The organism is Mycobacterium sp. NPDC050041, from assembly GCF_049541695.1.
In the GTDB taxonomy this organism is placed as follows: Bacteria; Actinomycetota; Actinomycetes; order Mycobacteriales; family Mycobacteriaceae; genus Mycobacterium.
The window spans coordinates 517,086-541,855 of sequence record NZ_JBMVDG010000001.1 but is presented as its reverse complement, the minus strand read 5'-3'; the positions used below and the strand labels follow the sequence as shown (position 1 = coordinate 541,855).

The 24,770-nt window shown below is 69.2% G+C and carries 25 protein-coding genes; 8 read left to right on the top strand and 17 right to left on the bottom strand.

The genetic code is table 11. The features are described 5' to 3' along the window. The first annotated feature begins 82 nt into the window (after window positions 1-82). A complete protein-coding gene (locus tag ACPCHZ_RS02785; RefSeq protein ID WP_423483340.1) occupies window positions 83-568 on the top strand; it encodes a flavin reductase family protein in 486 nt (161 codons plus the stop codon). Between the two features lie 21 nt (window positions 569-589). Here the strand turns inward: ACPCHZ_RS02785 and ACPCHZ_RS02780 are convergent, their stop codons facing one another. The 5 genes from ACPCHZ_RS02780 to ACPCHZ_RS02760 form a co-directional block, all read right to left on the bottom strand. Then, window positions 590-745, bottom strand: coding sequence for a hypothetical protein (locus ACPCHZ_RS02780; RefSeq protein ID WP_364977438.1), 156 nt, complete (start codon window positions 743-745; stop codon window positions 590-592). Window positions 746-900: 155 nt separating this feature from the next. Then, on the bottom strand, window positions 901-1,653 hold the full coding sequence (locus ACPCHZ_RS02775; RefSeq protein WP_423483339.1) for a succinate dehydrogenase/fumarate reductase iron-sulfur subunit: 753 nt from the start codon (window positions 1,651-1,653) through the stop codon (window positions 901-903). A gap of 2 nt (window positions 1,654-1,655) precedes the next feature. Next, a complete protein-coding gene (locus ACPCHZ_RS02770) occupies window positions 1,656-3,641 on the bottom strand; it encodes a fumarate reductase/succinate dehydrogenase flavoprotein subunit (protein ID WP_423483338.1) in 1,986 nt (661 codons plus the stop codon). Between the two features lie 59 nt (window positions 3,642-3,700). Then, window positions 3,701-4,522, bottom strand: coding sequence for a hypothetical protein (locus ACPCHZ_RS02765; RefSeq protein WP_423483337.1), 822 nt, complete (start codon window positions 4,520-4,522; stop codon window positions 3,701-3,703). A gap of 97 nt (window positions 4,523-4,619) precedes the next feature. After that, window positions 4,620-4,916: a hypothetical protein gene (locus ACPCHZ_RS02760; RefSeq protein ID WP_264011464.1), complete on the bottom strand. Its 297-nt coding sequence runs from the start codon at window positions 4,914-4,916 to the stop codon at window positions 4,620-4,622. A 108-nt stretch (window positions 4,917-5,024) separates the two neighbouring features. Here ACPCHZ_RS02760 and ACPCHZ_RS02755 point away from each other — a divergent pair, with 108 nt between their 5' ends. The 4 genes from ACPCHZ_RS02755 to ACPCHZ_RS02740 all read left to right on the top strand — a co-directional run bounded on the left by ACPCHZ_RS02755 (window position 5,025) and on the right by ACPCHZ_RS02740 (window position 9,620). Further along, a complete protein-coding gene (locus ACPCHZ_RS02755) occupies window positions 5,025-5,783 on the top strand; it encodes an isocitrate lyase/PEP mutase family protein (RefSeq protein ID WP_423483336.1) in 759 nt (252 codons plus the stop codon). Between the two features lie 106 nt (window positions 5,784-5,889). Next, window positions 5,890-8,463 (top strand): nitrite reductase large subunit NirB, encoded by a 2,574-nt coding sequence (gene nirB / locus ACPCHZ_RS02750; RefSeq protein ID WP_423483335.1) that lies wholly within the window; start codon window positions 5,890-5,892, stop codon window positions 8,461-8,463. Continuing rightward, window positions 8,460-8,834 carry a nitrite reductase small subunit NirD gene (gene nirD, locus ACPCHZ_RS02745; RefSeq protein WP_423483334.1) on the top strand — a complete coding sequence of 125 codons (375 nt, stop codon included), beginning with the start codon at window positions 8,460-8,462 and terminating at the stop codon, window positions 8,832-8,834. The genes nirB and nirD overlap by 4 nt, the downstream gene beginning before the upstream one ends. A 57-nt stretch (window positions 8,835-8,891) precedes the next feature. Continuing rightward, the gene (locus tag ACPCHZ_RS02740) at window positions 8,892-9,620 is read left to right on the top strand and encodes an ANTAR domain-containing protein (protein WP_423483333.1); all 729 of its coding nucleotides are present in this window, start codon (window positions 8,892-8,894) and stop codon (window positions 9,618-9,620) included. A gap of 21 nt (window positions 9,621-9,641) precedes the next feature. Here the strand turns inward: ACPCHZ_RS02740 and ACPCHZ_RS02735 are convergent, their stop codons facing one another. From ACPCHZ_RS02735 to ACPCHZ_RS02695, 9 genes are all read right to left on the bottom strand, one after another. Next, window positions 9,642-10,337 carry a sirohydrochlorin chelatase gene (locus ACPCHZ_RS02735; RefSeq protein WP_423483332.1) on the bottom strand — a complete coding sequence of 232 codons (696 nt, stop codon included), beginning with the start codon at window positions 10,335-10,337 and terminating at the stop codon, window positions 9,642-9,644. Then, window positions 10,334-11,482 (bottom strand): uroporphyrinogen-III synthase, encoded by a 1,149-nt coding sequence (locus tag ACPCHZ_RS02730; protein WP_423483331.1) that lies wholly within the window; start codon window positions 11,480-11,482, stop codon window positions 10,334-10,336. The genes ACPCHZ_RS02735 and ACPCHZ_RS02730 overlap by 4 nt, the downstream gene beginning before the upstream one ends. Window positions 11,483-11,516: 34 nt before the next feature. Next, window positions 11,517-12,917, bottom strand: coding sequence for a nitrate/nitrite transporter (locus tag ACPCHZ_RS02725; protein WP_423483330.1), 1,401 nt, complete (start codon window positions 12,915-12,917; stop codon window positions 11,517-11,519). 104 nt (window positions 12,918-13,021) lie between these two features. After that, window positions 13,022-13,567 (bottom strand): GNAT family N-acetyltransferase, encoded by a 546-nt coding sequence (locus ACPCHZ_RS02720; protein WP_423483329.1) that lies wholly within the window; start codon window positions 13,565-13,567, stop codon window positions 13,022-13,024. Between the two features lie 50 nt (window positions 13,568-13,617). Next, window positions 13,618-14,505 (bottom strand): 5-oxoprolinase/urea amidolyase family protein, encoded by an 888-nt coding sequence (locus tag ACPCHZ_RS02715; protein WP_423483328.1) that lies wholly within the window; start codon window positions 14,503-14,505, stop codon window positions 13,618-13,620. Window positions 14,506-14,516: 11 nt separating this feature from the next. Continuing rightward, a complete protein-coding gene (locus tag ACPCHZ_RS02710) occupies window positions 14,517-15,188 on the bottom strand; it encodes a 5-oxoprolinase subunit B family protein (RefSeq protein ID WP_364977415.1) in 672 nt (223 codons plus the stop codon). A gap of 74 nt (window positions 15,189-15,262) precedes the next feature. Beyond that, entirely contained in the window at window positions 15,263-15,943 is a 681-nt protein-coding gene (locus ACPCHZ_RS02705) for a queuosine precursor transporter (RefSeq protein WP_364977413.1), read from the bottom strand. A 12-nt stretch (window positions 15,944-15,955) separates the two neighbouring features. Further along, window positions 15,956-16,906 (bottom strand): ABC transporter substrate-binding protein, encoded by a 951-nt coding sequence (locus tag ACPCHZ_RS02700; protein ID WP_423483327.1) that lies wholly within the window; start codon window positions 16,904-16,906, stop codon window positions 15,956-15,958. Between the two features lie 16 nt (window positions 16,907-16,922). Then, window positions 16,923-18,047, bottom strand: coding sequence for a YeiH family protein (locus ACPCHZ_RS02695; protein ID WP_423483326.1), 1,125 nt, complete (start codon window positions 18,045-18,047; stop codon window positions 16,923-16,925). 469 nt (window positions 18,048-18,516) lie between these two features. Between ACPCHZ_RS02695 and ACPCHZ_RS02690 the strand changes: the two genes are divergently transcribed. Beyond that, a complete protein-coding gene (locus ACPCHZ_RS02690) occupies window positions 18,517-18,948 on the top strand; it encodes an STAS domain-containing protein (RefSeq protein ID WP_423483786.1) in 432 nt (143 codons plus the stop codon). A gap of 188 nt (window positions 18,949-19,136) precedes the next feature. On the opposite strand, the gene ACPCHZ_RS02685 is transcribed toward ACPCHZ_RS02690, so the two are convergent. Further along, the gene (locus ACPCHZ_RS02685) at window positions 19,137-20,069 is read right to left on the bottom strand and encodes a LysR family transcriptional regulator (RefSeq protein WP_423483325.1); all 933 of its coding nucleotides are present in this window, start codon (window positions 20,067-20,069) and stop codon (window positions 19,137-19,139) included. A 334-nt stretch (window positions 20,070-20,403) separates the two neighbouring features. On the opposite strand from ACPCHZ_RS02685, the gene ACPCHZ_RS02680 reads away from it, so the two are divergent. Beyond that, the gene (locus ACPCHZ_RS02680; protein WP_423483324.1) at window positions 20,404-21,333 is read left to right on the top strand and encodes a TauD/TfdA dioxygenase family protein; all 930 of its coding nucleotides are present in this window, start codon (window positions 20,404-20,406) and stop codon (window positions 21,331-21,333) included. 25 nt (window positions 21,334-21,358) lie between these two features. After that, window positions 21,359-22,378 (top strand): aldo/keto reductase, encoded by a 1,020-nt coding sequence (locus tag ACPCHZ_RS02675; protein WP_423483323.1) that lies wholly within the window; start codon window positions 21,359-21,361, stop codon window positions 22,376-22,378. A gap of 95 nt (window positions 22,379-22,473) precedes the next feature. Here the strand turns inward: ACPCHZ_RS02675 and ACPCHZ_RS02670 are convergent, their stop codons facing one another. Both ACPCHZ_RS02670 and ACPCHZ_RS02665 read right to left on the bottom strand, forming a co-directional pair. Next, complete coding sequence (locus tag ACPCHZ_RS02670) at window positions 22,474-23,793, bottom strand: NtaA/DmoA family FMN-dependent monooxygenase (protein WP_423483322.1); 1,320 nt, start codon at window positions 23,791-23,793, stop codon at window positions 22,474-22,476. Next, a complete protein-coding gene (locus ACPCHZ_RS02665) occupies window positions 23,790-24,731 on the bottom strand; it encodes a luciferase (protein ID WP_423483321.1) in 942 nt (313 codons plus the stop codon). The genes ACPCHZ_RS02670 and ACPCHZ_RS02665 overlap by 4 nt, the downstream gene beginning before the upstream one ends. Window positions 24,732-24,770 lie beyond the last annotated feature (39 nt).

The following is a 24,770-nucleotide window of genomic DNA, read 5'->3' as shown; positions in this document are numbered from 1 at the left end:
TCACGACGATCGCGACCGTGGCCGGCGGCGCCGATGACGGCCATCATGGACAGGTGACCTGCTGTGTGAAGATGGGAAGGACATGAGCGCCACAGACCTGAGTCCGGCCACGCTGCGCGAAGCGTTCGGGCACTTTCCCACCGGTGTGATCGCGATCGCCGCCGAGGTGGACGGCATCCGGATCGGACTGGCGGCGAGCACGTTCGTGCCGGTGTCGCTGGATCCGCCGCTGGTGTCCTTCTGCGTTCAGAACAGCTCGACCACCTGGCCGAAGCTGAAGGATCTGCCGTCGCTGGGCATCAGTGTGCTGGGGGAGGCCCACGACGCCGCCGCGCGCAGCCTGGCGGCCAAGACCGGTGACCGCTTCGCGGGGCTGCACACCGTCTCGACGGATTCCGGGGCGGTCTTCATCGAGGGCACCAGCGTGTGGCTGGAGAGCGCCATCGACCAGTTGGTGGCCGCCGGCGATCACACGATCGTGGTGCTCCGCGTCAACGACATCCGGGTGCACGACGACGTGGCACCGATCGTCTTCCACCGCAGCGCCTTCCGGCGGCTGGGTGACTGACACCGGGTCGACGTGTCCCCGTCAGGGACGGGCGGCGAGCTCCTCGCGGTAGTGCTGGATCCGCTGCTCGATCTCGTCCGCGTCGCCGGGCCTACCCTCTTTACGTGCAAGTGCGGCGCGGGTGGAAAGCTCGCGGATGGCGGTGCGGATGTCGTTGACGCTGACGATCTGAGACATGGACGGGCTGCCTTTCGTCGTTGATTGGCCGCTGTTGCCGAGGGTACGCCGATGAGCCCCCGACGGAGGGCCACGAAAGTGAAACGGGGCGGAGACCCTGAGGATCTCCGCCCACGTTTCACACTGGCGACGACGTTGGCGCTAGGCGCTTGGCATCAACTCCGCCGGAACAGCTTGTTGCCCAGCCACACCACCGGGTCGTACTTGCGGTCCGCGACGCGCTCCTTCATCGGGATCAGCGCGTTGTCGGTGATCTTGATGTGCTCGGGGCACACCTCGGTGCAGCACTTGGTGATGTTGCAGAAGCCGAGGCCGTGCTCCTCCTGCGCCATGTTCTGGCGGTCGGCGACGTCGAGGGGATGCATGTCGAGCTCGGCGATGCGCATCAGGAATCGCGGCCCGGCGAACGCCTCCTTGTTCTCCTCGTGGTCGCGCACCACGTGACACACGTTCTGGCACAGGAAGCACTCGATGCACTTGCGGAACTCCTGGCTGCGGTTCACGTCCTCCTGCTGCATCCGGTACTCACCGGGCTGCAGGTCCTTCGGCGGCGTGAACGCCGGGATCTCGCGGGCCTTCTCGTAGTTGAAGTTCACGTCGGTGACGAGGTCGCGCATCACCGGGAACGTCCGAAGCGGCGTCACCGTGACGGTCTCGTCCTCCCCGAACGTGGACATCCGGGTCATGCACAACAGCCGCGGCCTGCCGTTGATCTCCGCCGAGCACGACCCGCACTTGCCCGCCTTGCAGTTCCACCGCACGGCGAGGTCGGGGGTCTGGGTGGCCTGCAGGCGGTGGATGATGTCGAGCACCACCTCGCCCTCGTTCACCTCGACCTGGAAGTCGCGCAGCTCACCGCCGCTGACGTCGCCGCGCCAGACACGCAGGTTCGCGGTGTAGGCAGCCATCTTCAGCCCTTCCGTTCGGGATGCGCGGTGAGTTCACCGTCGGTGTAGTACTTCTCCAGCTCGGACAGTTCGAAGCAGCCCAGCAGGTCCTCCCGCATCGGCACCTGCTCCTCGGACTCCACCGTCACGCCCGGCACCATCTTGTCCACGGTCGCGACGTCGTCGGTGCGACACACCAGCAGCGTGTTGCGCCACTTGGAGTCCATCTCCGGGTAGTCGTCACGGGTGTGCCCGCCGCGGCTCTCCGTGCGCTGCAGCGCGGCCTTGGCCACGCATTCGCTGACCAGCAGCATGTTGCGCATGTCGATGGCCAGGTGCCACCCGGGGTTGAACGCCCGGCCGCCTTCGACCGTGACGTTCTGCACGCGGGCCCGCAGCTCGTCCAGCTTGTCGAGGGCGGACTGGATCTCGTCCTCCTTGCGGATGATGCCGACGAGGTCGTTCATCGACTCCTGCAGTTCGGCGTGCAGGGTGTAGGGGTTCTCCGGATTCTCGTGCGTGTCGTACGGGGCCAGTGCCATCTTGACGGCCTCGTCGACCGCCTCCTGCGACACCTTCGGCCGGTCGTCGGACAGTGCCCGCACGTAGTCCGCGGCGCCGAGTCCGGCACGGCGGCCGAACACCAGCAGGTCCGACAGCGAGTTGCCGCCCAGGCGGTTGGAGCCGTGCATGCCGCCGGAGCACTCGCCCGCGGCGAACAGCCCCGCGGTGGCGGCGCCGCCGGTGTCGGGGTCGACCTCGATGCCGCCCATCACGTAGTGGCAGGTCGGCCCGACCTCCATCTCGTCCTTGGTGATGTCGACCTCGGCCAGCTCGATGAACTGGTGGTACATCGACGGCAGGCGCCGCTTGATCTCCTCCGTCGGCATGCGCGAGGCGATGTCGAGGTAGACGCCGCCGTGCGGCGTCCCGCGACCCGCCTTCACCTCGGAGTTGATGGCGCGTGCCACCTCGTCACGGGGCAGCAGGTCGGGGGTGCGGCGGGCCGAGTCGTTGTCCTTGAGCCACTGGTCGGCCTCTTCCTCGGACTCGGCGTACTGGCCCTTGAACACGTCCGGGATGTAGTCGAACATGAAGCGCTTGCCCTCGGAGTTCTTCAGCACTCCGCCGTCGCCGCGCACACCCTCGGTGACCAGGATGCCCTTGACGGACAGCGGCCAGACCATGCCGGTGGGATGGAACTGGATGAACTCCATGTTGATCAGGCTCGAACCCGCCCGCAGTGCCAGCGCGTGGCCGTCGCCGGTGTACTCCCAGGAGTTCGACGACACCTTGAACGACTTGCCGATGCCACCGGTCGCCAGGACCACGGCGGGCGCCTCGAACAGCACGAAGTTGCCGGTCTCGCGGTAGTAGCCGAAGGCGCCGGCGATCCTGCCCTGGTTGTCGCCCTGCGCCCCGGTCGCCTCGTGTTCGGCGCTGGGGTTGTCGCTCGGCCCCTTGTCCAGGACGAGGTCGGTGATGGAGCACTCGTGGAAGACCCGGATGCGGGCCTCGTAGTCACCGAGTTCGCGCTTGTCCTCCTGCTGCAGCGACACGATCTTCTGCTGCAGGGTCCGGATGATCTCCAGGCCGGTGCGGTCGCCGACGTGCGCGAGCCGCGGGTAGGTGTGGCCGCCGAAGTTGCGCTGGCTGATCCGGCCGTCCTTGGTGCGGTCGAACAGCGCGCCGTAGGTCTCCAGCTCCCACACCCGGTCGGGCGCCTCCTGGGCGTGCAGCTCTGCCATCCGCCAGTTGTTCAGGAACTTGCCGCCCCGCATGGTGTCGGCGAAGTGGATCTGCCAGGTGTCCTTCGGGTTGGCGTTCTTCATCGCCGCCGCGCAGCCGCCTTCGGCCATCACGGTGTGTGCCTTGCCGAACAGCGACTTGGTCACCACGGCGACGCGCAGACCCCGTTCGCGGGCCTCGATCACCGCTCGCAGTCCTGCGCCACCGGCACCGATCACGACGACGTCGTACTCGTGCCGTTCCAGCTCGGCCTCAGCCATGTGTCCTCACTCGTCTTCCATGTCCTGTTGTCTCGAATTGCGCTGTCGGTCGGGTGATCTCAGCCGATGAACCTCAGGTCCGAGATCGTGCCGCTGGCCACCAGCATGACGTAGAAGTCGGTGAGCATCAGCGTGCCGAGGGTGATCCAGGCGTACAGCTTGTGCCGGGTGTTGAGCACGCTGACCTTCGTCCAGAGCCAGTAGCGCACAGGGTGTTTCGAGAAGTGCTTGAGACGTCCGCCCACGATGTGGCGGCAGGAGTGGCAGGAGATCGTGTAGACCCAGAGCATCACCACGTTGACCACGAGAATGATGTTGCCCAGGCCGAATCCGAAGCCGCTGGGCGAGTGGAAGGCGATGATCGCGTCGTAGGTGTTGATCACCGAGATCAGGGCCGCGATGTAGAAGAAGTAGCGGTGGGTGTTCTGGATGATCAGCGGGAAGCGGGTCTCGCCGGTGTACTTGGCGTGCGGTTCGGCGACGGCGCAGGCGGTGGGCGCCTGCCACACCGACCGGTAGTAGGCGCCGCGGTAGTAGTAGCAGGTCAGCCGGAACAGCAGCAGGAACGGCAGCGACAGCAGCGCGTACGGGAAGATCGGCCAGTCCGGCACGAACTGCGGCCAGAAACCGCTCGCCTCGGGCAGGCAGCCGGTGCTGATGCACGGTGAGTAGAACGGCGTCAGGTAGTGGTACTCGGGGACGAAGTAGTCCCGCTGCAGGAATGCCCGCACCGTCGCGTAGATCACGAATGCGGCGAAACCCAGGTCGACGACGAGCGGTGACTGCCACCAGCGATCGGTGCGCAGCGTGCGCTGTTTGATCTCGGCGCGTGTCGATGAGAAGACGCCGGTGCCGTCACGGTCGGCGGTGGGTGCGCTCACTGTTGCCTTTCGCAGATCTGTCGAGGTCGACCAACCGGGCGGTTACCCGCGGCGGTGGGTTTCAAGCGGTGCGCGGGCAGACGTCACCAGCGCTGACTCATCGGGTGCCGCCGAGGCCCTCGTCGTCGACGCCGCGCCAGAATTCGGTGTCGTACTGGGTGTCGGGGATGGCGATCTTCTCTCCGATGTGGTGGTGGCGGCTCATCCCGCGACCGAGCTCGAGCTCCTCGGCGTCGATGTCGAGGCGGTCGACGTCGTTGAGGATGCGTTCGGCATCATTGACGATGCGACGCATCGCGGGCGAGTCGCCGTATTTCGACGCCAGCGAAGCGACGCATCGGCGCAGGCCGCCGATGAGTTCGTGCAGCTCGCTGAACTCGGTTGTGCTGGACAAGTGACCTCCTTGGGCTGAAGGGTGTCGTGAATCACATTACGCAATTGATGCTAGCCACATCACCGACTGCGGCGTGAGACAGATCACGTCAGATGGAGTGATTTCGTAATGGACAAGCAAATTCTGAAGACCCGGGCGGACGAGTTGCTGGCGCTGCACCGCCCCGGTGACCCGGTCGTCTTGCCGACGGTCTGGGACGCGTGGTCAGCCAAGTTGGCGGTCGACGCCGGGTTCGCGGCGCTGACCGTGGGCAGCCATCCGGTGGCCGACTCGATCGGCAGGGCCGACAACGAGGGCATGACGTTCGACGAACTGCTGACCCGCGTCGCGCAGATCACCGACGCCGTCGACGTGCCGGTGTCGGTGGACATCGAGTCCGGTTACGGCGAGGCGCCGACGCGGCTGATCGAGGGCCTGCTCGGGGTGGGCGCGGTCGGACTCAACATCGAGGACACCGTGCACGCCGAGGGTGGCCGCCTGCGGTCGTCGGCCGATCACGCCGAACTCGTCGGCGCGCTGCGCCGGGCCGCCGACGACGCGGGGGTGCACGTGGTGGTCAACGCCCGGACCGACCTCTTCCTGCGCAAGGACGGCGACGACGCCGACCGCGTCGATCGGGCCGTCGCCCGGTTGACCGAGGCCGCGCAGGCGGGCGCCGACGTGCTCTACCCGGTGGGTCGCCACGACGCGGACACGCTGCGCCGGCTGACCGCAGAACTGCCGCTGCCGATCAACGCGATCGGGCTGCCCGACGAGGACGACCCGGCGTCGTTCGGTCCGCTGGGCGTCGCCCGGATCAGCTTCGGCCCGTTCCTGCAGTTCGCGCTGGCCAAGCGGGCCACGGAGTTGCTCGACCGCTGGAAGTAGCCGGTCGAGCCGGCTCACATCCCCGCTCCGCCGCCCGTGAGCACACCGTGATGGCAGCGTCACACAGGGCGACATTGCGGCAATATCGGCTCCTTAGCCTCGGGCCATGCCGTCAACGAAGAACGTCGTGGTCGTCGGCCACGGCATGGTCGGACACCGGTTCGTCGAGGCCCTGAGGTCGCGCGACGAGGCAGGCACCTGGCAGGTCACCGTGGTGGCAGAGGAGGCCGACGCCGCCTACGACCGGGTCGGGCTGACCGCCTACACCGAACACTGGGACCGCGCGCTGCTGGCGTTGCCCGGCAACGACTACGCCGGCGACGACCGCGTCACGCTGAAGCTGGGCAGCCCGGTCACCGCCATCGACCGGGACACCCGGACGGTCACCACCGCCGACGGCACCACGATCGGCTACGACGCGCTGGTGCTCGCGACGGGTTCCTACGCATTCGTGCCGCCGGTGCCCGGCCGCGACCTGCCTGCCTGCCACGTCTACCGCACCCTCGACGATCTCGACGCCATCCGCGCCGACGCCGTGCGGGCCCGCGAGACCGGCCGCACCCCGGTGGGTGTGGTGATCGGCGGCGGCCTGCTGGGCCTGGAGGCCGCCAACGCGCTGCGCGGCTTCGGACTGGACGCCCATGTCGTCGAGCGGTCCCCGCGGCTGATGGCGCAGCAGCTCGACGAGGCGGGCGGCGCACTGCTGGGCAGGATGATCAGCGAGCTCGGGATCACGGTGCACACCGATGTCGGCACCGAGTCGATCAGGCCGGCGCAACGCAACCGGCCGCTGAAGCGGTCCGCGGAGGACGACTCGATGCGGGTGGCGTTGAGCGACGGGTCGTTCATCGACGCCGCAGTGGTCATCTTCGCCGCGGGTGTCCGCCCGCGCGACGAACTGGCCCGCGACGCCGGGCTGGAACTCGCCGAGCGTGGTGGCGTGCTGACCGACCTGTCCTGCGCCACACGCGATCCCGCGATCTTCGCGATCGGCGAGGTGGCCGCGATCGAGGGCCGCTGCTACGGGCTCGTCGGCCCCGGCTACACCAGCGCCGAGGTGGTCGCCGACCGGCTGCTCGGCGGTGCGGCCGAGTTCCCCGAGGCCGACCTGTCCACCAAGCTCAAGCTGCTCGGCGTCGATGTGGCGAGCTTCGGCGACGCGATGGGGCGCACCCCGAAGTCCCTCGAGGTGGTCGTCAACGACGCGGTGAACCAGACCTACGCGAAGCTGGTGCTCTCCGACGACGCCAAGACGCTGCTCGGCGGCATCCTGGTCGGCGACGCGTCGGCCTACGGGGTGCTGCGGCCGATGGTCGGCGAAGAACTGCCGGGTGACCCGATGGCGCTGATCGCGCCCGCCGGAACCGAGGGCGGCGCAGGGCAACTCGGCGTCGGCGCACTGCCTCCTGCCGCCCAGATCTGCTCGTGCAACAACGTCGCGAAGGGCGATCTCACCGACGCGATCAGCGGCGGCTGCTGCGACGTCGCCGGCCTGAAGGCGTGCACCAAGGCGGGCACGTCGTGCGGGTCGTGTGTGCCGCTGCTCAAGCAACTGCTGGAGGCCGAGGGCGTCGAGCAGTCCAAGGCGCTGTGCGAGCACTTCAGCCAGTCGCGCAGCGAGCTGTTCGAGATCGTCTCCGCGACCTCGATCCGCACCTTCACCGGGTTGATCGAACGCTTCGGCACCGGAAGGGGTTGCGACATCTGCAAACCCACGGTTGCCTCCATTCTCGCGTCGACGAGTTCGGACCACATCCTCGACGGCGAGCAGGCGTCGCTGCAGGACTCCAACGACCACTTCCTGGCCAACATCCAGAAGAACGGCAGCTACTCGGTGGTGCCGCGGGTGCCGGGCGGCGACATCACGCCCGAGCACCTGATCCTGATCGGTGAGATCGCCCGCGACTTCGGCCTGTACACGAAGATCACCGGCGGTCAGCGCATCGACATGTTCGGCGCCAGGGTCGATCAGCTGCCGGAGATCTGGCGCCGGCTCGTCGAGGGTGGGATGGAGTCCGGCCAGGCCTACGGCAAGTCGTTGCGCACGGTGAAGAGCTGCGTGGGCAGCGACTGGTGCCGCTACGGCCAGCAGGACTCGGTGCAGATGGCCATCAACCTCGAACTCCGCTACCGCGGTTTGCGGTCCCCGCACAAGATCAAGATGGGCGTGTCGGGCTGTGCCCGGGAGTGCGCGGAGGCGCGCGGTAAGGACGTCGGCGTCATCGCCACCGAGACAGGGTGGAACCTGTATGTCGGCGGCAACGGCGGGATGACGCCCAAGCACGCGCAGCTGCTGGCCGGCGACCTCGACGACGAGACCCTGGTTCGCTACATCGACCGGTTCCTGATGTTCTACATCCGCACGGCCGACCGGCTGCAGCGCACCGCACCCTGGGTCGACGCGCTCGACGGCGGGATGGACCACCTGCGTGAGGTGGTCTGCGAGGACTCGCTCGGCCTGGCTGCCGAGTTCGAGGACGCCGTCACGCGTCACGTCGACGGCTATGCCTGCGAATGGAAGGGCGTCCTCGAGGACCCGGACAAGCTGTCGCGGTTCGTGTCGTTCGTCAACGCGCCGGACGTGCCCGACCCGACTGTCGAGTTCACCGAGAACGGCGGTCGCAAGGTGCCGGTGTCGATCGGAATGCCCACGATCAAGCCCATGCAGGAGACCACATGACGCTCGTCGACGATCGCAGAGAACGTGATCCGCAGCAGGATTCGGGCTGGACGCCCGCCTGCCGGTACGACTACCTGATCCCGAACCGCGGCGTGGGCGTGTTGCTCGCCGACGGCTCCCAGGTCGCCCTCTTCCGGCTGGACGACGGTTCGCTGGCCGCCGTCGGCAACATCGACCCGTTCTCCGGCGCCGCGGTGATGTCGCGCGGCATCGTCGGGGACCGGGCCGGCCGCGCCATCGTGCAGTCGCCGATCAAGAAGCAGGCATTCGCGTTCGACGACGGCAGCTGCCTGGACGACCCGGCGGTCTCGGTGCCGGTGTACCGCGCCAGGGTCACCGCGGACGGATTCGTGGAGGTCGCGCCGGCCTGACGGCCCCAAATCCGAAAACACATGTTTGCCTGACCGCTGCGCGGGTACGCCCGCCGCATGTCGCCGGGTGGTGAATGCGTCGACGAACCTTCGCTGGAGCGCCGCGACATCGGTAGGCGTATCGATGACGCGATCGCGCTCATGGCGAACACCGGTCAACGCCGCCCCAGCACCGAGCGACTGGGTGACATCACCATGCTGGCGGTGCGGCTGCTGCCGGGTGTCGACCACGCGGGCATCACCTGTGTCGGCGAAGGCGTTCTCATTCGGTCGATGGCCGCCACCGACGGCCATCCGCTCGTACTGGACAACATCACCCGCCGCGTCTGCGAGGGGCCGAGTCTCAGTGCGGCCTACGACGGCCGGCCGTACCGCGCCGCCGACCTGACCGACGACCGCCGGTGGCCGGCGTTCGCCCGGCAGGCGCTGGTGAGCACGCCGGTACGCGCGGTGGTGGCGGTTCCGGTGTGCCTCGGAGCTGAGGTCCGGGCGGCGCTGAACCTCTACGCGGACAACGCAGGCGCACTCGAGGACGGCGTCGAGGGAACCGCCGAACTGCTCGCGCGGCACATCGGGCTGCTGATGACAGGGCAGTCGCGTCGCGGGTCGGCCCGCAGGGACGTCATCAACCAGGCGAAGCTGCTGTTGATGGAGAAGTTCGGCGCCGACGTCGCGCAGGCGTACTCGCTGCTCGTCGCGATGGCCAAGGAGCAGCACGACTCGATCGAGTCGGTGGCCCGGCTTCTCGTCGCAGGTGGCCCGCAGGACGCCGACAACGTCAACTGACGACCCGTTCCCCGCTCAGTGCTACGCCGGCACCGTCACCCGCGCCCGCCGGAATCGGCTGGCGATCAGGCGCACCAGCCCCGGATGCGTGCCCAGCGGTGCGGTCACGACGTCGGCGCCGCTGTCGCGCAGTCGATCCTGGAAGAGTCCCTCGGACAGCAGGTAGGAGGCCACCACCACCCGCCGTCGGCCACGCCGACGCAGATCGGCGACCGCGTCGGCCACCCGCGGCTCGCCCGTGGCGGCGAAGGCCAGCTCGACGCGTGATCCGGTCAGCGCCGAGAGCCACGTCGCGGTGGTGTGCAGATCGCGTTGCGCCACCGGGTCCGAGGTGCCCGCCGCGGCCAGCACTACCGAATCGCCCTGCTGCCAGCCTGATTCGACGAGCCGGTCGGCCAGCACCCGGATCAGTTGCGGATCGGGTCCCAGCGCTTCGGTGACCGTCACGTCAGGGTGACCGCTGGCGTCGACGTGTGCGGGGATGTCGACGCCCACGTGGTATCCCCGCGACAGGAAGGCGGGCACCACCAGGGCAGGCGCATCGGGCAACCCCCGGAGGACCTCGGCCGGCGTGGGCCCGAGCACGTCGACGAACGCGACGTGCACCTGACGCCCCAGCGTCGCGGCCGTCTGTGCCGCGATGTCACCGACCAGTGCGACACCGCGCTGCTTGCGGGTGCCGTGCGCCACGAGCACCAGGTTGGCTGCGGGGTTCACCGGGCCGCCGCCAGTCCGTCGTCGACCGCCAGCCGGTACCCACGCTTGACCACGGTCGAGACGATGTGCTTGTCGCCCAACGCTGTTCGCAGCCGCAGCACGGCGGTCTCCACGGCATGGGTGTCGGTGCCGCCGCCGGGCAGGGCATCGAGCAGATCGGTGCGCGACACCACATCTCCCGGCCGGTGTGCCAGCGCGCGGATGGTCGCCATGGCGGCTGGCGAGAGCGACTTGACCACCCCGTCGACCATCACGCAGGTACCTCGGATCTCCAGGACATGCCCGGCGACCTTCACGGTGCGCGACTGCAGCAGCGGCAACTCGTCGGTGATGTGGCGGGCCAGCGCACCGAGGCGCATCCGTTCCGGCGCGGAAGTGGGCACGCCGAGGCGCACCAGGGGCCGCGCGGTGACGGGCCCGACGCACATCGCGTGCACGTCGGTGCGCAGCGCCGACAGCACCCGGTCGGCGATGCCCAGTTCCGTGGCCCGCATCAGCACCGACGCCACCGCGGGCGCCGAGGTGAAGCTGACCGCGTCGAACTTCAGGTCGGCGATGCCCGTCACCAGCTGGTCGAACTCACCGTCGCGTGGGGCAGGGTGCCAGCGGTACACCATGATCGGCACCACCTCGGCGCCTGCGGCACGCAGTTCGTCGAGGAATTCGGGGAACGGGTCCCAGTCGTTCGTGGCGCCGTGCAGCTGCACGGCGATGCGCATACCGGCGATGCCACCCTCGACCAGGTAGTGCACCAGTTCGCGGGAGGACTCCGACTCGGGCGACCATTCCTCGGGCAGCCCGGCGGCGCGCAGGGCCCCGGTGGCCTTGGGCCCGCGGGACACGATGCGTGCCTTACCGAGCGCGGTGATGAGTTCGCCGGCCAGCCCCCAGCCATCGGCGGCGGCGACCCAGCCCCGGAAGCCGATGCCCGTGGTGGCGATGACGATGTCGGGCGGCAGGTCGATCAGCGCCTCGGTGTGCGAGCGCAGCTCGTCGTCGTCGGGCAGCGGCACCATGGTGATGGCGGCGGCGCTGGTCACCGTGGCGCCTCGGCGCCGCAGCAGCGTGGCCAGTTCGTCGGCTCGGCGGGCGGACGTCACCGCTACCCGGAAGCCGGTGAGCGGCGCCCAGTCAGGCTCACTCATGCTCTCTGTCTATTCAGCTCGTGTTTCGGGACGGTTACCCGGCCATTGCCGAGGTATGTCGCTCGTCGCGGTCCGGGGTGATCTCAGCCATGCCGGGACGCCGCACGTAGCGCGCCCAGGTGACGACGGAGGCCACCACGTAGAACACCGCGAAGATCCAGAACGCCGAGGTCGCAGACCCGCTGCTGAGGTAGGACTGCCGCAGCGCGAGGTTGATGCCCACCCCGCCCAGTGCGCCGACCGCGCCGGCAAAGCCGATCAGTGCGCCCGACATCGCCCGTGACCAGTTCACCCGTTCGGCCTCGCTCAGATCGAGCGACCTGCTCCTGGCGTCGAAGATCGACGGGATCATCTTGTAGACCGACCCGTTGCCGAAGCCGGACAGCAGGAACAGTGCGATGAAGCCGACGACGTAGCCCGCCATGGTGGTCGCGGTGGCGGCGCCGACGCTGTGGTCGTCGAACGTGCTGATCGCGACCAGCAGGCCGGCGGCCAGGATCATGCCGGCGAACACCGCGAGGGTGACCCGTCCGCCGCCGATGCGGTCGGCGAGCTTGCCGCCGTACACCCGCGACAGCGAGCCGAGCAGCGGCCCGACGAACGCGATCTGTGCGGCGTGCAGCGAGGCCTCGGCAGGCGACTGCCCGCCCGCGGTGAAGTTGATCTGGAGCACCTGGCCGAACGCGAAGGCGAATCCGATGAACGAGCCGAAGGTGCCGATGTAGAGCAGCGAGATCACCCACGTATCCCGTTCGCGCAGAATGTCTTTCATCGCAGTGAAGTCGATCTTGTGTTGCTCGAGGTTGTCCATGTACTTCGCGGCGCCGATACCGGCGACGGCCAGCGCCACCAGGTACACCGCGCACACCCAGTACGGCTGGCGGTTTCCCGCGGCGGCGATGACGAGCAGACCCACCAGCTGGATCACCGGCACGCCGATGTTGCCGCCGCCGGCGTTCAGGCCGAGCGCCCAGCCCTTGAGCCGCTGGGGGTAGAACGCGTTGATGTTGGTCATCGAGGAGGCGAAGTTGCCGCCACCGAAGCCTGCCAGCGCCGCGCACAGCAGGTAGGGCCACAGCGGGAGGCCTGGATTGGCCAGCAGCAGCATCGTGCCGACCGTGGGAATGAGCAACACGAAGGCGGAGAACACCGTCCAGTTGCGGCCGCCGAACGTCGAGGTGGCCAGCGTGTAGGGGATGCGCAGGCAGGCCCCGACCAGTGTGGCGGTCGCGCCGAGCAGGAACTTGTCGCCCGCCGAGAAGCCGTACACGCTCTCCGGCATGAACAGCACCATCACCGACCAGATCGACCAGATGGAGAAGCCGATGTGCTCGGCGGCAACGGACCAGATCAGGTTGCGGCGGGCGATGTGCTTGTTGCCGGCTTCCCAGGCGACGACGTCCTCGGGATCCCAGTCGGTGATGCGATGCGACATGACGCACACGCTAGGAATGCTGCGTTACCCCAAAGCGCTCCGCGATGACTCGTGCGTGAAATTCCACTCACCCGCCGCAACCTGGTCCTGTGAGGACCGCCCACTCACCAGACGTCGCCGGCGCGCCAGTCGCAGACCAGGTCGGCGGAGCGGTCCAGTTCGACGGACACCGGGAGTACGAACACGCCGTCGTCGTCGTCGGGTGTGCGGACGGTGCCGGTCGGTGTGAGCGCGGACGTCTGGCCCTGCCACGGCAGCCAGCCGCGCGCGACGTACATATCGCGGGCCATCTCCGAGGCGCCGAGCGCCCCGACCTGGTAGGCGCCCCTGATCACCTGCTCGACGGCGTCCATCACGGCACTGCCCAGCCCGCGACCCCGCCAGTCCTCGTGTACCGCGACCCCTTCGACGTAGCCGCAGCGCAGCGCGGTGTCCCGGTGGATCAGCCGGCGCTGCACCACTGCGCCGTGCGCCACGATTGCGCCGTGGTGCCAGATGAGGGCGTGCATGCCGCCCAGCGCGTGCTCCCAGTCGTCGTCGTCGAAGTCACCGTCGAAGGCGTCGACCACCATGCGGCGCGCGCGCTCGCGCGTGTCGGCGTCGAGGTCGGCGGTGTGGACCAGGCGTGCGGTGTGGACCACGGTGTGCACACAGACGTTCTACCAGGATGTGCGCCGGCGCACACCCGGGCCGGTTGTCGTCAGCCGGCGCCGAACGGCAGGCGTGGCCGCGTCCAGTGCAGACGCACGGTCTGACCCGGCCGGATCTGCGCCAGCCTGTCGATGTCGTCGCCGCACACCACACCGATGACGGGATAGCCGCCGGTCACGGGGTGGTCGGGCCCGAGGATGACCGGGAATCCGTTCGGCGGCACCTGGATCGACCCGCGGGTGGCGCCCTCGCTGGGCAGCTGGCGGTCGGTGTTGCGGTAGTCGAGCGGCATGCCGACGAGCCGGATGCCCACCCGGTCGCTGTGGTTGGTGACCTTCCAGTTGGTGCGCACCAGCACGTCGGGGTTGGTGAACCAATCGTCACGCGGCCCGGGGACCACCATCAGTTCGACCACGTCGTCGTCGATCGCGGCCACCGGCGCCTGGTCGAGTTCGGGGAAGTCCGCGGTGTGCTCGCCGACCGGCAGCACGTCGCCGGGTTGCAGCGGTGTCGGCCCGATCGCCGACATCACGTCGTAGCTGCGTGACCCGAGCACAGGCGCCACGTCGATGCCGCCGCGGACGGCGAGATAACTCCGCAGGCCGGAGTGGGGAACTCCCAGTGAGATCACGTCGCCGTCGTGTGCGTAGCGGATACTGTTGGTGCCGAACGGCTTTCCATTCACCGACGGGTCGGCGTCGGCGCCCGTCACCGCGATGGCGACGTCGCCGCCGCGCACCCGGGCGGTGAGACCGCCGAGGGTGACCTCGACGGTGGCCCGGTCGTTCGGGTTGGCCACCAGGCGGTTGGCCAGCGTGTGGGAGCGGCGGTCGGCCGCGCCGGAGCGGGACACGCCGAGATGCGACACGCCGGGCCGGCCCAGATCCTCGACGAGCGCCAGCGGCCCGGTCCGCAGGATCTCCAGCGATGTGGTCATGGGTTCCTCCCCTAGTCGACGGACCGGAACTGGACCCACTTGCCTGGTGTCAGCAGGGCGGGTTCGTCGCGGGTGATGTCCCAGAGCGCCGCCTGACCGTCGGCGGTGCGGCCGATCAACTGCCAGCCGCCGGGGGACTGGCGCGGGTAGACGCCACTGAACTCGCCGGCCAGGCCCACGGATCCGGCGGGCACCTTGGTCCGCGGCTCGTCGCGGCGCGGCACATGGAGCCGGTCGTCCCCGCCGACGAGGTAGGCGAAGCCGGGCGCGAAGCCGCTGAACCCGACGCGCCACAGCGTGCCGGTGTGAGCCGCCACCACCTGCGCCGGGTCCAGCCCGGTCAGGCGCGCGACCTCCTCGAGATCGGCGCCGTCGTAGACGACCTCGATGACGACGTCGGCCTGCCGGTCCGCACTGGAATCCGCGGCGTCCGACTGGTCCGGCCGGATGGTCGAGAGGCGTTGCCGGGTGGGTGCCTGGTACCGCGGCCCAGCAAGCGTGACCAGCACGGTGCGCGCGCCGGGAACCACGTCGAGGACGCCGGGTAGATCGGCCTGGCGAATTGCCGCGGCCCACGCCAAAACCTCGGCGATATCGTCGAAGTCAAGTAAAATCGCCTGATCCCCGTAGTCGTGCACGGTGCCGAGGGTCATCTGCTGAGGTGACTCTGCTGCCACTGTCATCTGCACAAGCTACCGCCGAGTAGCGTCACGTGGGCGAACTTTGTAGAAGTTGCCAGAAGAGCCTTAACGCTCGCTCAGACGGCTGGCTGGTAGGTCGGCTCGCGGTGCTTGATGGCGGCGATGACACGGTAGGTGACGGGCAGCAGCGCCGCCTCCACCGCGGTCTTGTACAGCCAGCCCAGCGCCGCGTACACGGCGAACGAACTCATGTTCCCGAACCCGATGATGGGCGCCGCGATCGCGCAGAACACCAGGGTGTCGCAGAACTGGCCGACGACGGTCGAGCCGAGCAGCCGGGCCCACAGGTGGCTCTCCTTGGTGCGCTGCTTGATCCAGACGACGAGGTAGGCGTTGACCATCTGCCCGGCCAGGAAGCCGCCGAGACCCGCGATCGCCAGCCCCGTGATGGACGCGACGGTGCTGGCCAGCGCCTCCTGGTTGGCGTAGTCGGGCGCGCCGGGCAGCCGCACGGTGAGCCACAGCACCAACACCGCGAGGGCCTGCATCGCGAAGCCGACGAACACGGCGCGACGTGCCGCGCGGAAGCCGTACACCTCACTGAGGACGTCGCCGATCACGTAGGTGAGCGGGAAGACGAGGAAGCCCCCGTCGGTGAGCAGGGGCCCGAACGCCACACCCTTGGTGGCGGCGACGTTCGAGATCAGCACCAGTCCGGTGAAGACCGCCAGCAGTGTCGGGTAGTAGGCCGAGCCGATGCTGGCGGATCCGCGGTGGTCGAGGTCGGTGCTGGTCACCCGGACAGTGTCTCAGGACAGTGCGGCCGCCAGCCGCGGTGGGAGCTGGTCGGCGACCAGCGGGTAGGACAGCGGCGAGGCGAAGGCGATGGCGCCTGCGAGTTCCCGGCCGGTGAAGACGTGCCGGTTTCGGGTGGTTGCCGTCAATTGCGCAATCGTGGGGTCGGCCAGCAACGCGGCCTGCTCCTCGTCGCTCTCGGTCGTCCAGATCAGCACGTCCGCGGCGTCGAGAACGGCGGCCATCTGATCACGGGCGATCAGCGCGGGCACCTCCGGAACGGTGAATCCGAGCGCGGTGAGGAATTCGGTGCGCCAGCCGGGCACGGTGGCCTGCGCGCTGTCGCGGTACAGCGTGCCGCGCAGCAGGACGGCCTTCTTGCCGCCGAACTCGGGATTGTTCTGCCCTGCGGCCGTGAACTTCTCGTCGACGGCACCGATCTGGCCGGCCATGTCGTCGGCCTTGAACACCGCCTGACCGATGACGGTCGCCTGCTGCTTCCACGGCTCGAAGAAGGCAGGCCCGGATTGCGCGACGGTCGGCGCGATCTCCGACAGCCGGGTGTAGGTGTCGGCGTCGAGCCCGGCGTTGGTGGCCACGATCAGGTCGGGCTTCAGTGCCGCGATCGCCTCGATCTGCAGGCCGTCGGCGAGGCTGAGCACCACGGGCTGGGTGGCGCCGAGCCGGGGCCGGGCCCACGGCCAGACGGCGAAGGGTTCCGCGCCGAACCACTCGGTCACCGCGACGGGCACCACTCCGAGCGCGAGCAGGTCGTCCTGTTCCGTGAGGCCCGCGCTGACGACGCGGGTGGGCGGGGCCGGGATGCGCGTTTCGCCGAAGGCGTGGGTGACGGTGACGGACCCGTCCTTGGCGACGGTGCCTGGTTTGTCGGATCCGCACGCGGCCACCAGTGTCGCGACCCCGGCTGAGGCCAGGAAGCCGCGCCTCGACCAGGCCGTGCGCACCGGCCGAGCGTAACCGCTAACCGACCGTGAAGTTGCCGAACAAGACCAGCGCCAGACCAAGTGCCACGACGATGTTCACCACGGTCGCCGAGGCGAACAGCACGACCGGCCGCCATCCGGCTTCCCGCAGGCCCTTCAGCGAGAACTCCAGGCCGATCGCGACGAACGCGAAGATGAGGAACCAGGTGCGCAGGTCGTTGACGGTGGTGATGGCGGCCTTGTCGCCGCCCCACTGCAGGTACAGCGTCCCGACTACCGACGCGGCGATGAAGCCGAGCACGAACTTGGGAAACCGCTCCCAGAACTGGCCGAGGGTGGGCCGGGCGTCCTCCGCGCTGCGCCGCTCGACCTTGAGCGCGAAGTAGGCCGTCAGTGCGATCGCGACGACGCCGATGAGCGCGTTCTGCGTGGTCTTGACGATGGTGGCGATCTGCAGCGCGTCCTCACCGGCGATCGCGCCTGCGGCCGCCACGGCGGCCGTGGTGTCGATGTTCCCGCCGATCCACGCCCCTGCGACGGCGTCGGACAGCCCGAACTCGCCGGCCAGCCAGGGCAGCAGGAAGATCGAGGGCAGCGCGAAGGCGATGACGAGCGAGGCGGCGTAGGCGAGCTGCTCGCGCTTGGCCTGCACCGCGCCCGCGGCCGCGATCGCCGCGCTGACTCCACAGATGGAGACGGCCGACGCGAGCAGCGCCCGCAGCTTGTCCTCGAGTCCGAGCCGGCCGCCGAGCCACCAGGTGAAGCCGAAGACGATCGAGATCAGAAGCAGTGCCTGAATGATCGCCGGGCCTGCGGCGGTGACGAGCAGCTTGAGGTTGATCGACGCGCCGAGCAGCACCAGCCCGGTCTTGATGAAGAACTCGGTGCGGAAACCGGCGGACAGTGCGTCGCGCAGTGCCAGCCTGCTCAGCACCGCGTTGCCCAGCAGGCCGAATGCGATGGCGTAGACCGGGAATTCGATCGCCTTGGCGACCCGCTCGAACGGCGTGCCGTCCGCCCACTGGGGTACCTGTGTCTCGAAGAAGCGGGTCAGGGCGCCCAGCACCAGCACCACGAGCACACCGGCGACGGCGTAGCCGATGCCCCGGTTGTCGCGGCGTTCCTCGCCCGCCTGCCCCTCCTCGGTGGCCTGCTCGGTCACGGGATCACGCTGCCCGGGATCGCCCCGACGAGCACGAGCGCGAGCAGTGCCAGGCCGACGATGACGGCGAGCCAGTCCTCATTCATGGGTTGGCAACCTACCGGTGAGCCGGGCCGCCGACACCGGTTGCGATCAGTGCGAATCCAACACCGCGGGGTCGACGGCGCCCGGTGATAGCCAGATCGCGAAGCGGATCGTCGTCGGGCAGGTCATGGAGCGAACGATCGGACCGGTGCAGTGGGCAGCCCGGCGTACCCAATGCCTCTGCCTCGCAGAGCGACTCGCGGATCGGGCGAGGAGCGGCATCCAAGGGCTCAGTCTGCCGGCGCAGCCCTGATGAATTAAATTGACGCTAGGGAAGACGCAACCCTCGGTCTGCAAGGGTTGGTTCCCACCTCGCGACCCGCTGTCGTGCCGTGTGAGACATCGACGAGTGGATCAGGAGGTCAGGGTGAGTGTCGACAGTGTGATGAGAACGGGTCCGATACTTCGGCACCGGCGGGCACACGTGCTCTACTGCGGAGGTGCGCGGCTCGAGACTCAGGCGTCGAGTTCTGCGGTCGTCGTGAGGCTGGCCGGCTGGGTCGACGCGTCGAATCTTGATCAGGTGATCGCGACTCTGCGGCGGTTCACCTCCATGCGCACGCCGCTGATAATCGATCTGACCAGGCTCGAGTTCCTGGGGGTCTCGGCATTTCGGGCGCTGTTCGCGGTCGCTGACGAGTACTGCGAGACCGGGCTGCAGTGCCTGATGGTCGATGGTCCGGCGCTGCGGCCCTACACGAACCTGGGTGCGCAGAGCCGGTCAGTGCCGATCGTTGACTCCGCTGAATCGGCGCACTCACGACTGGCGCCACCACGCCGGCAGCCCGTCGTTGCACGCGACCGCACTCGCTGCTGACCCACGTCGCCTCAGGAGCCGGCCAGCCGCTTGTTCACCAGCCGGGTCACCTGGGTCTCGGCGGCAGACAAGGGCCTGGAGCCCGTCTTCTCGGCGCTAGGGAGTACCGGTCGGAAGGGCTCCAGGTCACCTCCGAGGCTACGCCGCCGACCTGGGGTCAGCGAGGGGTTTTCGCATCCGGCGGGTGGTCACGACGCGGCGCTCAGCCCGGCAGCGGCGGGGGTGGGCAGGGCGGCGGCGGCGATCGACCGCAGAGCGCGCAGGACGGCCGAGACGTTCGGGTCGTATTGCCTTCCGTTGCGCACCACCGCGCTGATGGTGCGCCCGCCCAGATCCAGGTCGGCGACGACGAGCGGCCGCAACGACACGGGTACCGACAGCGCGGGCACCAGCGCCGACGTCGTCTCGGTCGCGGCCAGGTCGCAGATGTTCTGCGCGCCGACGAGGCGGTGTTCGACGTGTGGGGCGAAGCCGGCCGACTCGCATGCGCGCCGCAACGCGACGTCGAGTCCGGAGTCGCGCGGCCCGCTCACCCACGGGCCGTCCGCGAGGGCCGCGAGCCCGCTGGTGCGGATCCTGGCATGATCCTCGGTCGGTGCCAGCAGCACCAGTGGCTCGAACAGCAGTGCCTCGGTGACGAGCCCGCCGGGAATCTGCTGTCCGACGAAGTCGTAGTGGCAGGTGATGGCGACGTCGATCTCGCCCTGGCGCAGCAGGCGCAGCGCGGCGTCACTGTCCTGCTGCTGCACCTGAACGGCCAACTCGGGTTCCTCCGCACTGATCCGCTGCATCATCGGTGCGGCCAGGGTCGGGACGCCCATGTTGAACGCGGCGACAGCGACGTGGCCGGACACGCGGTCACGGCTCGCGGCGACGGCGCTCATCGCCTCGTCCACCGCGGCCACCACCCGCCGGACGTGTTCGGCCAGCACCTGACCGCTGCGGGTCAGGCCCAGCGTGCGGCCGTCGCGCCGGAACAGGGTGGCGCCGGCCTCTTCTTCGAGTACGCGGAGTTGTTGTGACACAGCGGAACTGGTGATGCGACGACGTTCGGCGACGGCGGCCACCGTGCCGAGATCGGCAAGGTCGTTCAACAGCATCATCCGGCGTAGGTCGAGCATGGGGACCTCGTAGCGGCGAAGGGACGGCTGGGCGGGGCGGGGTCAACGACAACACTGCGCCGCGGCGGGCGCGTTGCGGCGGTCGTTCACCGAGGTCACGCATGTCATGGTGGCAGACGACCGCTCGGGTTACCGGTGCGCTCCGCGCCGCGGGTGCCGACCGACGCCCTGGGCTGGCACTTCGGCGCAATGGCGCAAGAATCAGTGTGGTCGAAACTTCCGTGTGATCACGCCCGGCGGGGCCGCACCGGCGACCGCCGGATTAAGAAGTGCTGCAGGTAATCCGTAGCCGTTCCGCCTTGTTCCGGCACGGGCAGGTGCGCACGCTCGGATGATGACCGAACTCAAGGAGACCGGAATCGGCCTCGACATCGTCCCCGTCGCCGGATACATCGGCGCTGAGATCAGCGGCGTCGACCTGCGGGACAAACTCGACCCGGCCGTCGTCGACGAGATCCGGGGCGCCCTGCACAGCTACAAGGTGATCTTCTTCCGCGACCAGGAGATCGGTCACGGCGAGCAGATCGCGTTCGCCCGGCTGTTCGGCAAGGTGACGCCGGCGCACCCGCACGAGGAGGAGCCGCCCGAGGGCTTCCCCGAGATCCTGCCGATCGACAGCCGCCGCTACGAACGGCACCTCGGCCGCAAGCGCACGTCATATGACAACAGCTGGCACACCGATGTCACGGCACTGGTGAACCCGCCTGCCGCCTCGATCCTGCGGGCGCACATCCTGCCACCCTACGGCGGTGACACCGCGTGGACCAATCTCGTTGCAGCATATGAGAACCTGCCCGCAGACCTGCGTGACTTCGTCGACCGGCTCGACATCAAGCACCAGTTCAGCCCGCGGGCCGTGGCGGGCAGCCAGCGGGACCGCAAGGTCCGCGAGGCCAATCTCGTCGCCTACCACCCCGCCGTCCGGGTGCATCCGCTCACCGGTGAGCGTGCGTTGTTCGTCAGCCCGGGCTTCACGCGCGGCGCCCGGGAGATCCGCGGATTCTCCCCGTCGCAGAGCGAGGCGATCCTCGCGCTGCTGTGGCAGGAGGCGACCCGCACCGAGTACACCGTCCGATTCCGCTGGGCTCCTGGCAGTATCGCCTTCTGGGACAACCGGGCGACCGCGCACCTGGCCATCGCCGATGCCGGACACCTCGACTACGACCGGGTGCTCTACCGCGTCACGCTCGAGGGTGACGTGCCGCGAGGCGTCAACGGCCGCGAATCCGAACTGGTTTCGGGCGCGCCCTTCTACGGATCCTGACCACCCCTAACGGACGGATGATTATATGACCGCGACACTCCCCACCCGCCGCCTCGGCGCCGACGGACCACACGTCTCGGCGATCGGTCTCGGCTTCATGAGCTTTCGCACCTCGGAAGGCCCCGAGGACGAGAAGCAGGCCAGGGATCTGGTCGACGCCGCGATAGACCTCGGCGTCACCCTGTTCGACACCGCCGACGTGTACGGCCCGGAATTCAGTGAGATCCTGCTCGGCCGCGCCATCCGCGGCAGGCGCGATGCGCTGACCATCGCGACGAAGTTCGGCAACGCCCTGGATCGGGACACCAATCCGAACGCGCGCCCGATCGATGGCAGGCCCGAGTATGTGCGCAGCGCGATCGACGCCTCGCTGCGACGGCTGGGCGTGGACCACGTCGACCTGTACTACCTGCACCGGGTGGACCCGGGCGTGCCCATCGAGGACACCGTCGGCGCGCTGAAGGAACTGGTGGTGGCGGGCAAGGTCCGCCACATCGGGCTGTCCGAACCGGGTCCCGAGACGTTGCGCCGGGCGCACGCCGTCCATCCGATCGCGGCGCTGCAGAACGAGTGGTCGATCTTCACCAGGGACATCGAGGACGGCATCGTCGGACTGGCAAGGGAACTCGGCATCGGCGTCGTGCCCTACTCTCCGCTGGGCCGTGGCTGGCTGACCGGCCGGGTTCGCAGCCGCGACGACGTCAGCGGTGTCCAGCTGCGGCACCCCCGGTTCGTGGCGGACGCCTTCGACGACAACCTGACGCTTGCCGGGACCGTCACCGCGGTCGCCGCGGAGATCGGTGTGCAGCCCGGGCAGGTCGCGCTGGCGTGGCTGCTCGCCCGCGGTGAGGACGTGGTGCCGATCCCCGGCACCCGTCACGTCGAGTACCTGCGCGAGAACGTCGGCGCGGTCGGCGTCGAGCTCGCCGAGGAGCAGCTGAGCCGGCTCGACACCATCGCGTCGCGCGTCGCGGGGCACCGGTCCATCCGGCCGGAGAACCTCGGCACGGAGGCGCCTGTCGCGGAGGCTGTCGGGCAGCAGTAGGCCGTCGCCGTCTCCCCCGAGCGTGCGTGTCTGCACACCGACACGCCGCCCGCGGCGGCATTTTGTGCACACTCGCGCCCCGGCGAAGGTGCGGCTCAGCCGACCGCCCGCTCGGGCGTGGTGGCAAGTGGAGCCGGCACCGGCGTTCCGGTGAACCGTTCGCGCAGTGTCGACTCGGTGTACGCGGAGCGGAACAGCCCGCGGTCCCGCAGCAGCGGCACCACTTCGTCGACGAACACCTCGAGGCCGTCCGGGAAGACGTCCGGCATCAGGTTGAACCCGTCGGCGGCCCCGGCGAGGAACCATCGCTCGATGGTGTCGGCGACGTCGACCGGGGTTCCCACGATCACCCGGTGTCCCGCGCCGCTGAACTCGCGGATCGCCTGCCGCAACGTCAGCCTCTGGGATGCGATGAGCCGCACCACCGACTCCCGGAAGCCCAGCGAGCCGCCGAATTTCGCGGGGTCACTCACGGGCGCCAGGATCCGTCCTGGCACCGGGGCGTCGGGGTCGAGTACCGACAGGTCCTCGCCGAGCGTCTGCGACAGCCGATCGAGGTCGTGGCCGACGGGCAGCAGCGCGTTCTGCTCCTGGTAACGGCGCTCCGCCTCGGCACGGCTGCTGCCGATCGTGGTGATCAGGCCGGGCAGGATCCGCACCGCGCCGCGGGGACGACCGTGTGCGGCGGCGACGTCCTGCACGTGCCGGTAGTGCTCGATGGCTGCGCCGAGGTCGAGTTCGGCGCTGAACACGGCGTCGGCGGCGCGGCCGGCCAATGCGCGTCCCTGCGGCGATCCGCCGGCCTGCACCAGCAGTGGATAGCCCTGCGGCGACGGACCCTGCGGCAGCGACCCGCGCACGGTGAAGAACTCGCCGCGGTGGTCGACGCCCCGCCGCGGCTCGCCTGAGGCCGCCGCGTCGCGCCACAGCGCCTGCACCAAGTCGACGAACTCCGCGGCACGGCGGTACCGCGTGGGCCGGTCGGGGTAGTCGGCGAGGCCGAAATTGCCCCCCGCGGAGGGGGAGTAGGTGGTGACGACGTTCCATGCGACGCGGCCACCCGACAGCTGGTCGAGGCTGAGCAGCCGATGGGCGAGCTCGACCGGATCGTTGAACGTCGACGAGAGTGTGCCGATGATGCCCAGGTGTTCGGTCTCCGCGGCGACGGCGGCCAGGATGACGCTCGGCTCGAGAGCCTGCGACGGCCGCACCGCCGGGTGATCGCGCAGCGCAGGCCCGTCTGCCAGGAAGAGGGCGTCGAGGGTGCCGCGCTCGGCGATCCGCGCCATCCGCGCGTAGTAGCCGGGATCGGCGAACGCCGTGGGCGGCTCGGAAGACCGCCGCCAGGACGCAGTGTGGATGCCGAGATTGAGAACGTTGACGTTGAGGATGACGCCCCGGTCGCGCTGGGTCACAGCCGGCCTCCTGGTTGCGGTGCACCGGCGAATGCCGGTAGGTGGGTGATCAGGTCGGGCAGTTCGGGCGGCGGCAGGTGCAGCCGTTCCCGCAGGGTCGCGCCGTCCGGAGCGGTGAGCAGTCCGCGCTGGCGGGCAGCCGACACCTCGTCGAGCGCAGGCTCGAGTGCATCGGCGGTGACGCGCAGCAGCACTCCTGCGGCACCGGCCGTGCGGGACAGCCTCTGGAGCGTCGCGCCGAGCTCATGGAGACTTCGCAGGCGCACCACCGTGGGCCGGCCGGGAACGGGCTCGGCCTCCTCGACGATCACCACGTCGGCGTCCCTCACCGTGGGGCCGTCGTGCTGCCACACCGGCAGGTCGCCCTGGATCGATCCGGGCAGGTTCAGCGGTCCGGCAATCGAATACACGCCGTCGACATCGGCGCGCCGGATCTGCGAGGTGTCGGCGAAGACGCCGGTGTCGCGGTTCCCGTGCACGGATTCGCGCGGCCAGGTGCGCCACAGCGTTCTCACCGCCGCGACTGCCTCGGCTGTGTGAGCCGGGTCGAGGACGGCGCTCGTCCAGGTGTCGTACCCGGCGTCCAGACCGATCCGGTGATCGGCGTCCAGCGCCAGCCACCCGACCCTTCCGCGGGCGGCGTGGTCCACCGACAGCAGCCGGCGTGCCAGGTTGTACGGGTGGTCGCGGTGCGCCGCAGCGGCGACCACCAGGCCCAGGCTGGTGCTGTGCCGCGCGGCCACGGTGGCGACGATCGACGGGTCTGAACTCGCGCGCGAGGCCCCGCTGGGTTCGCCGCGGTCCGCGCCGATCACCCAGTAGTGCACACCGGCATTCTCGAGCCGTGTTGCCAGGGAGAATATTTCGGCTACCGAGTCGTGACCGTCACCGGTGATCTCGACACCGACCGACAAACCGCCGGAAGCAAGCACAGGCATGCGGTCGATGCTACGGTGATCGGCCACCGGTACAACGGT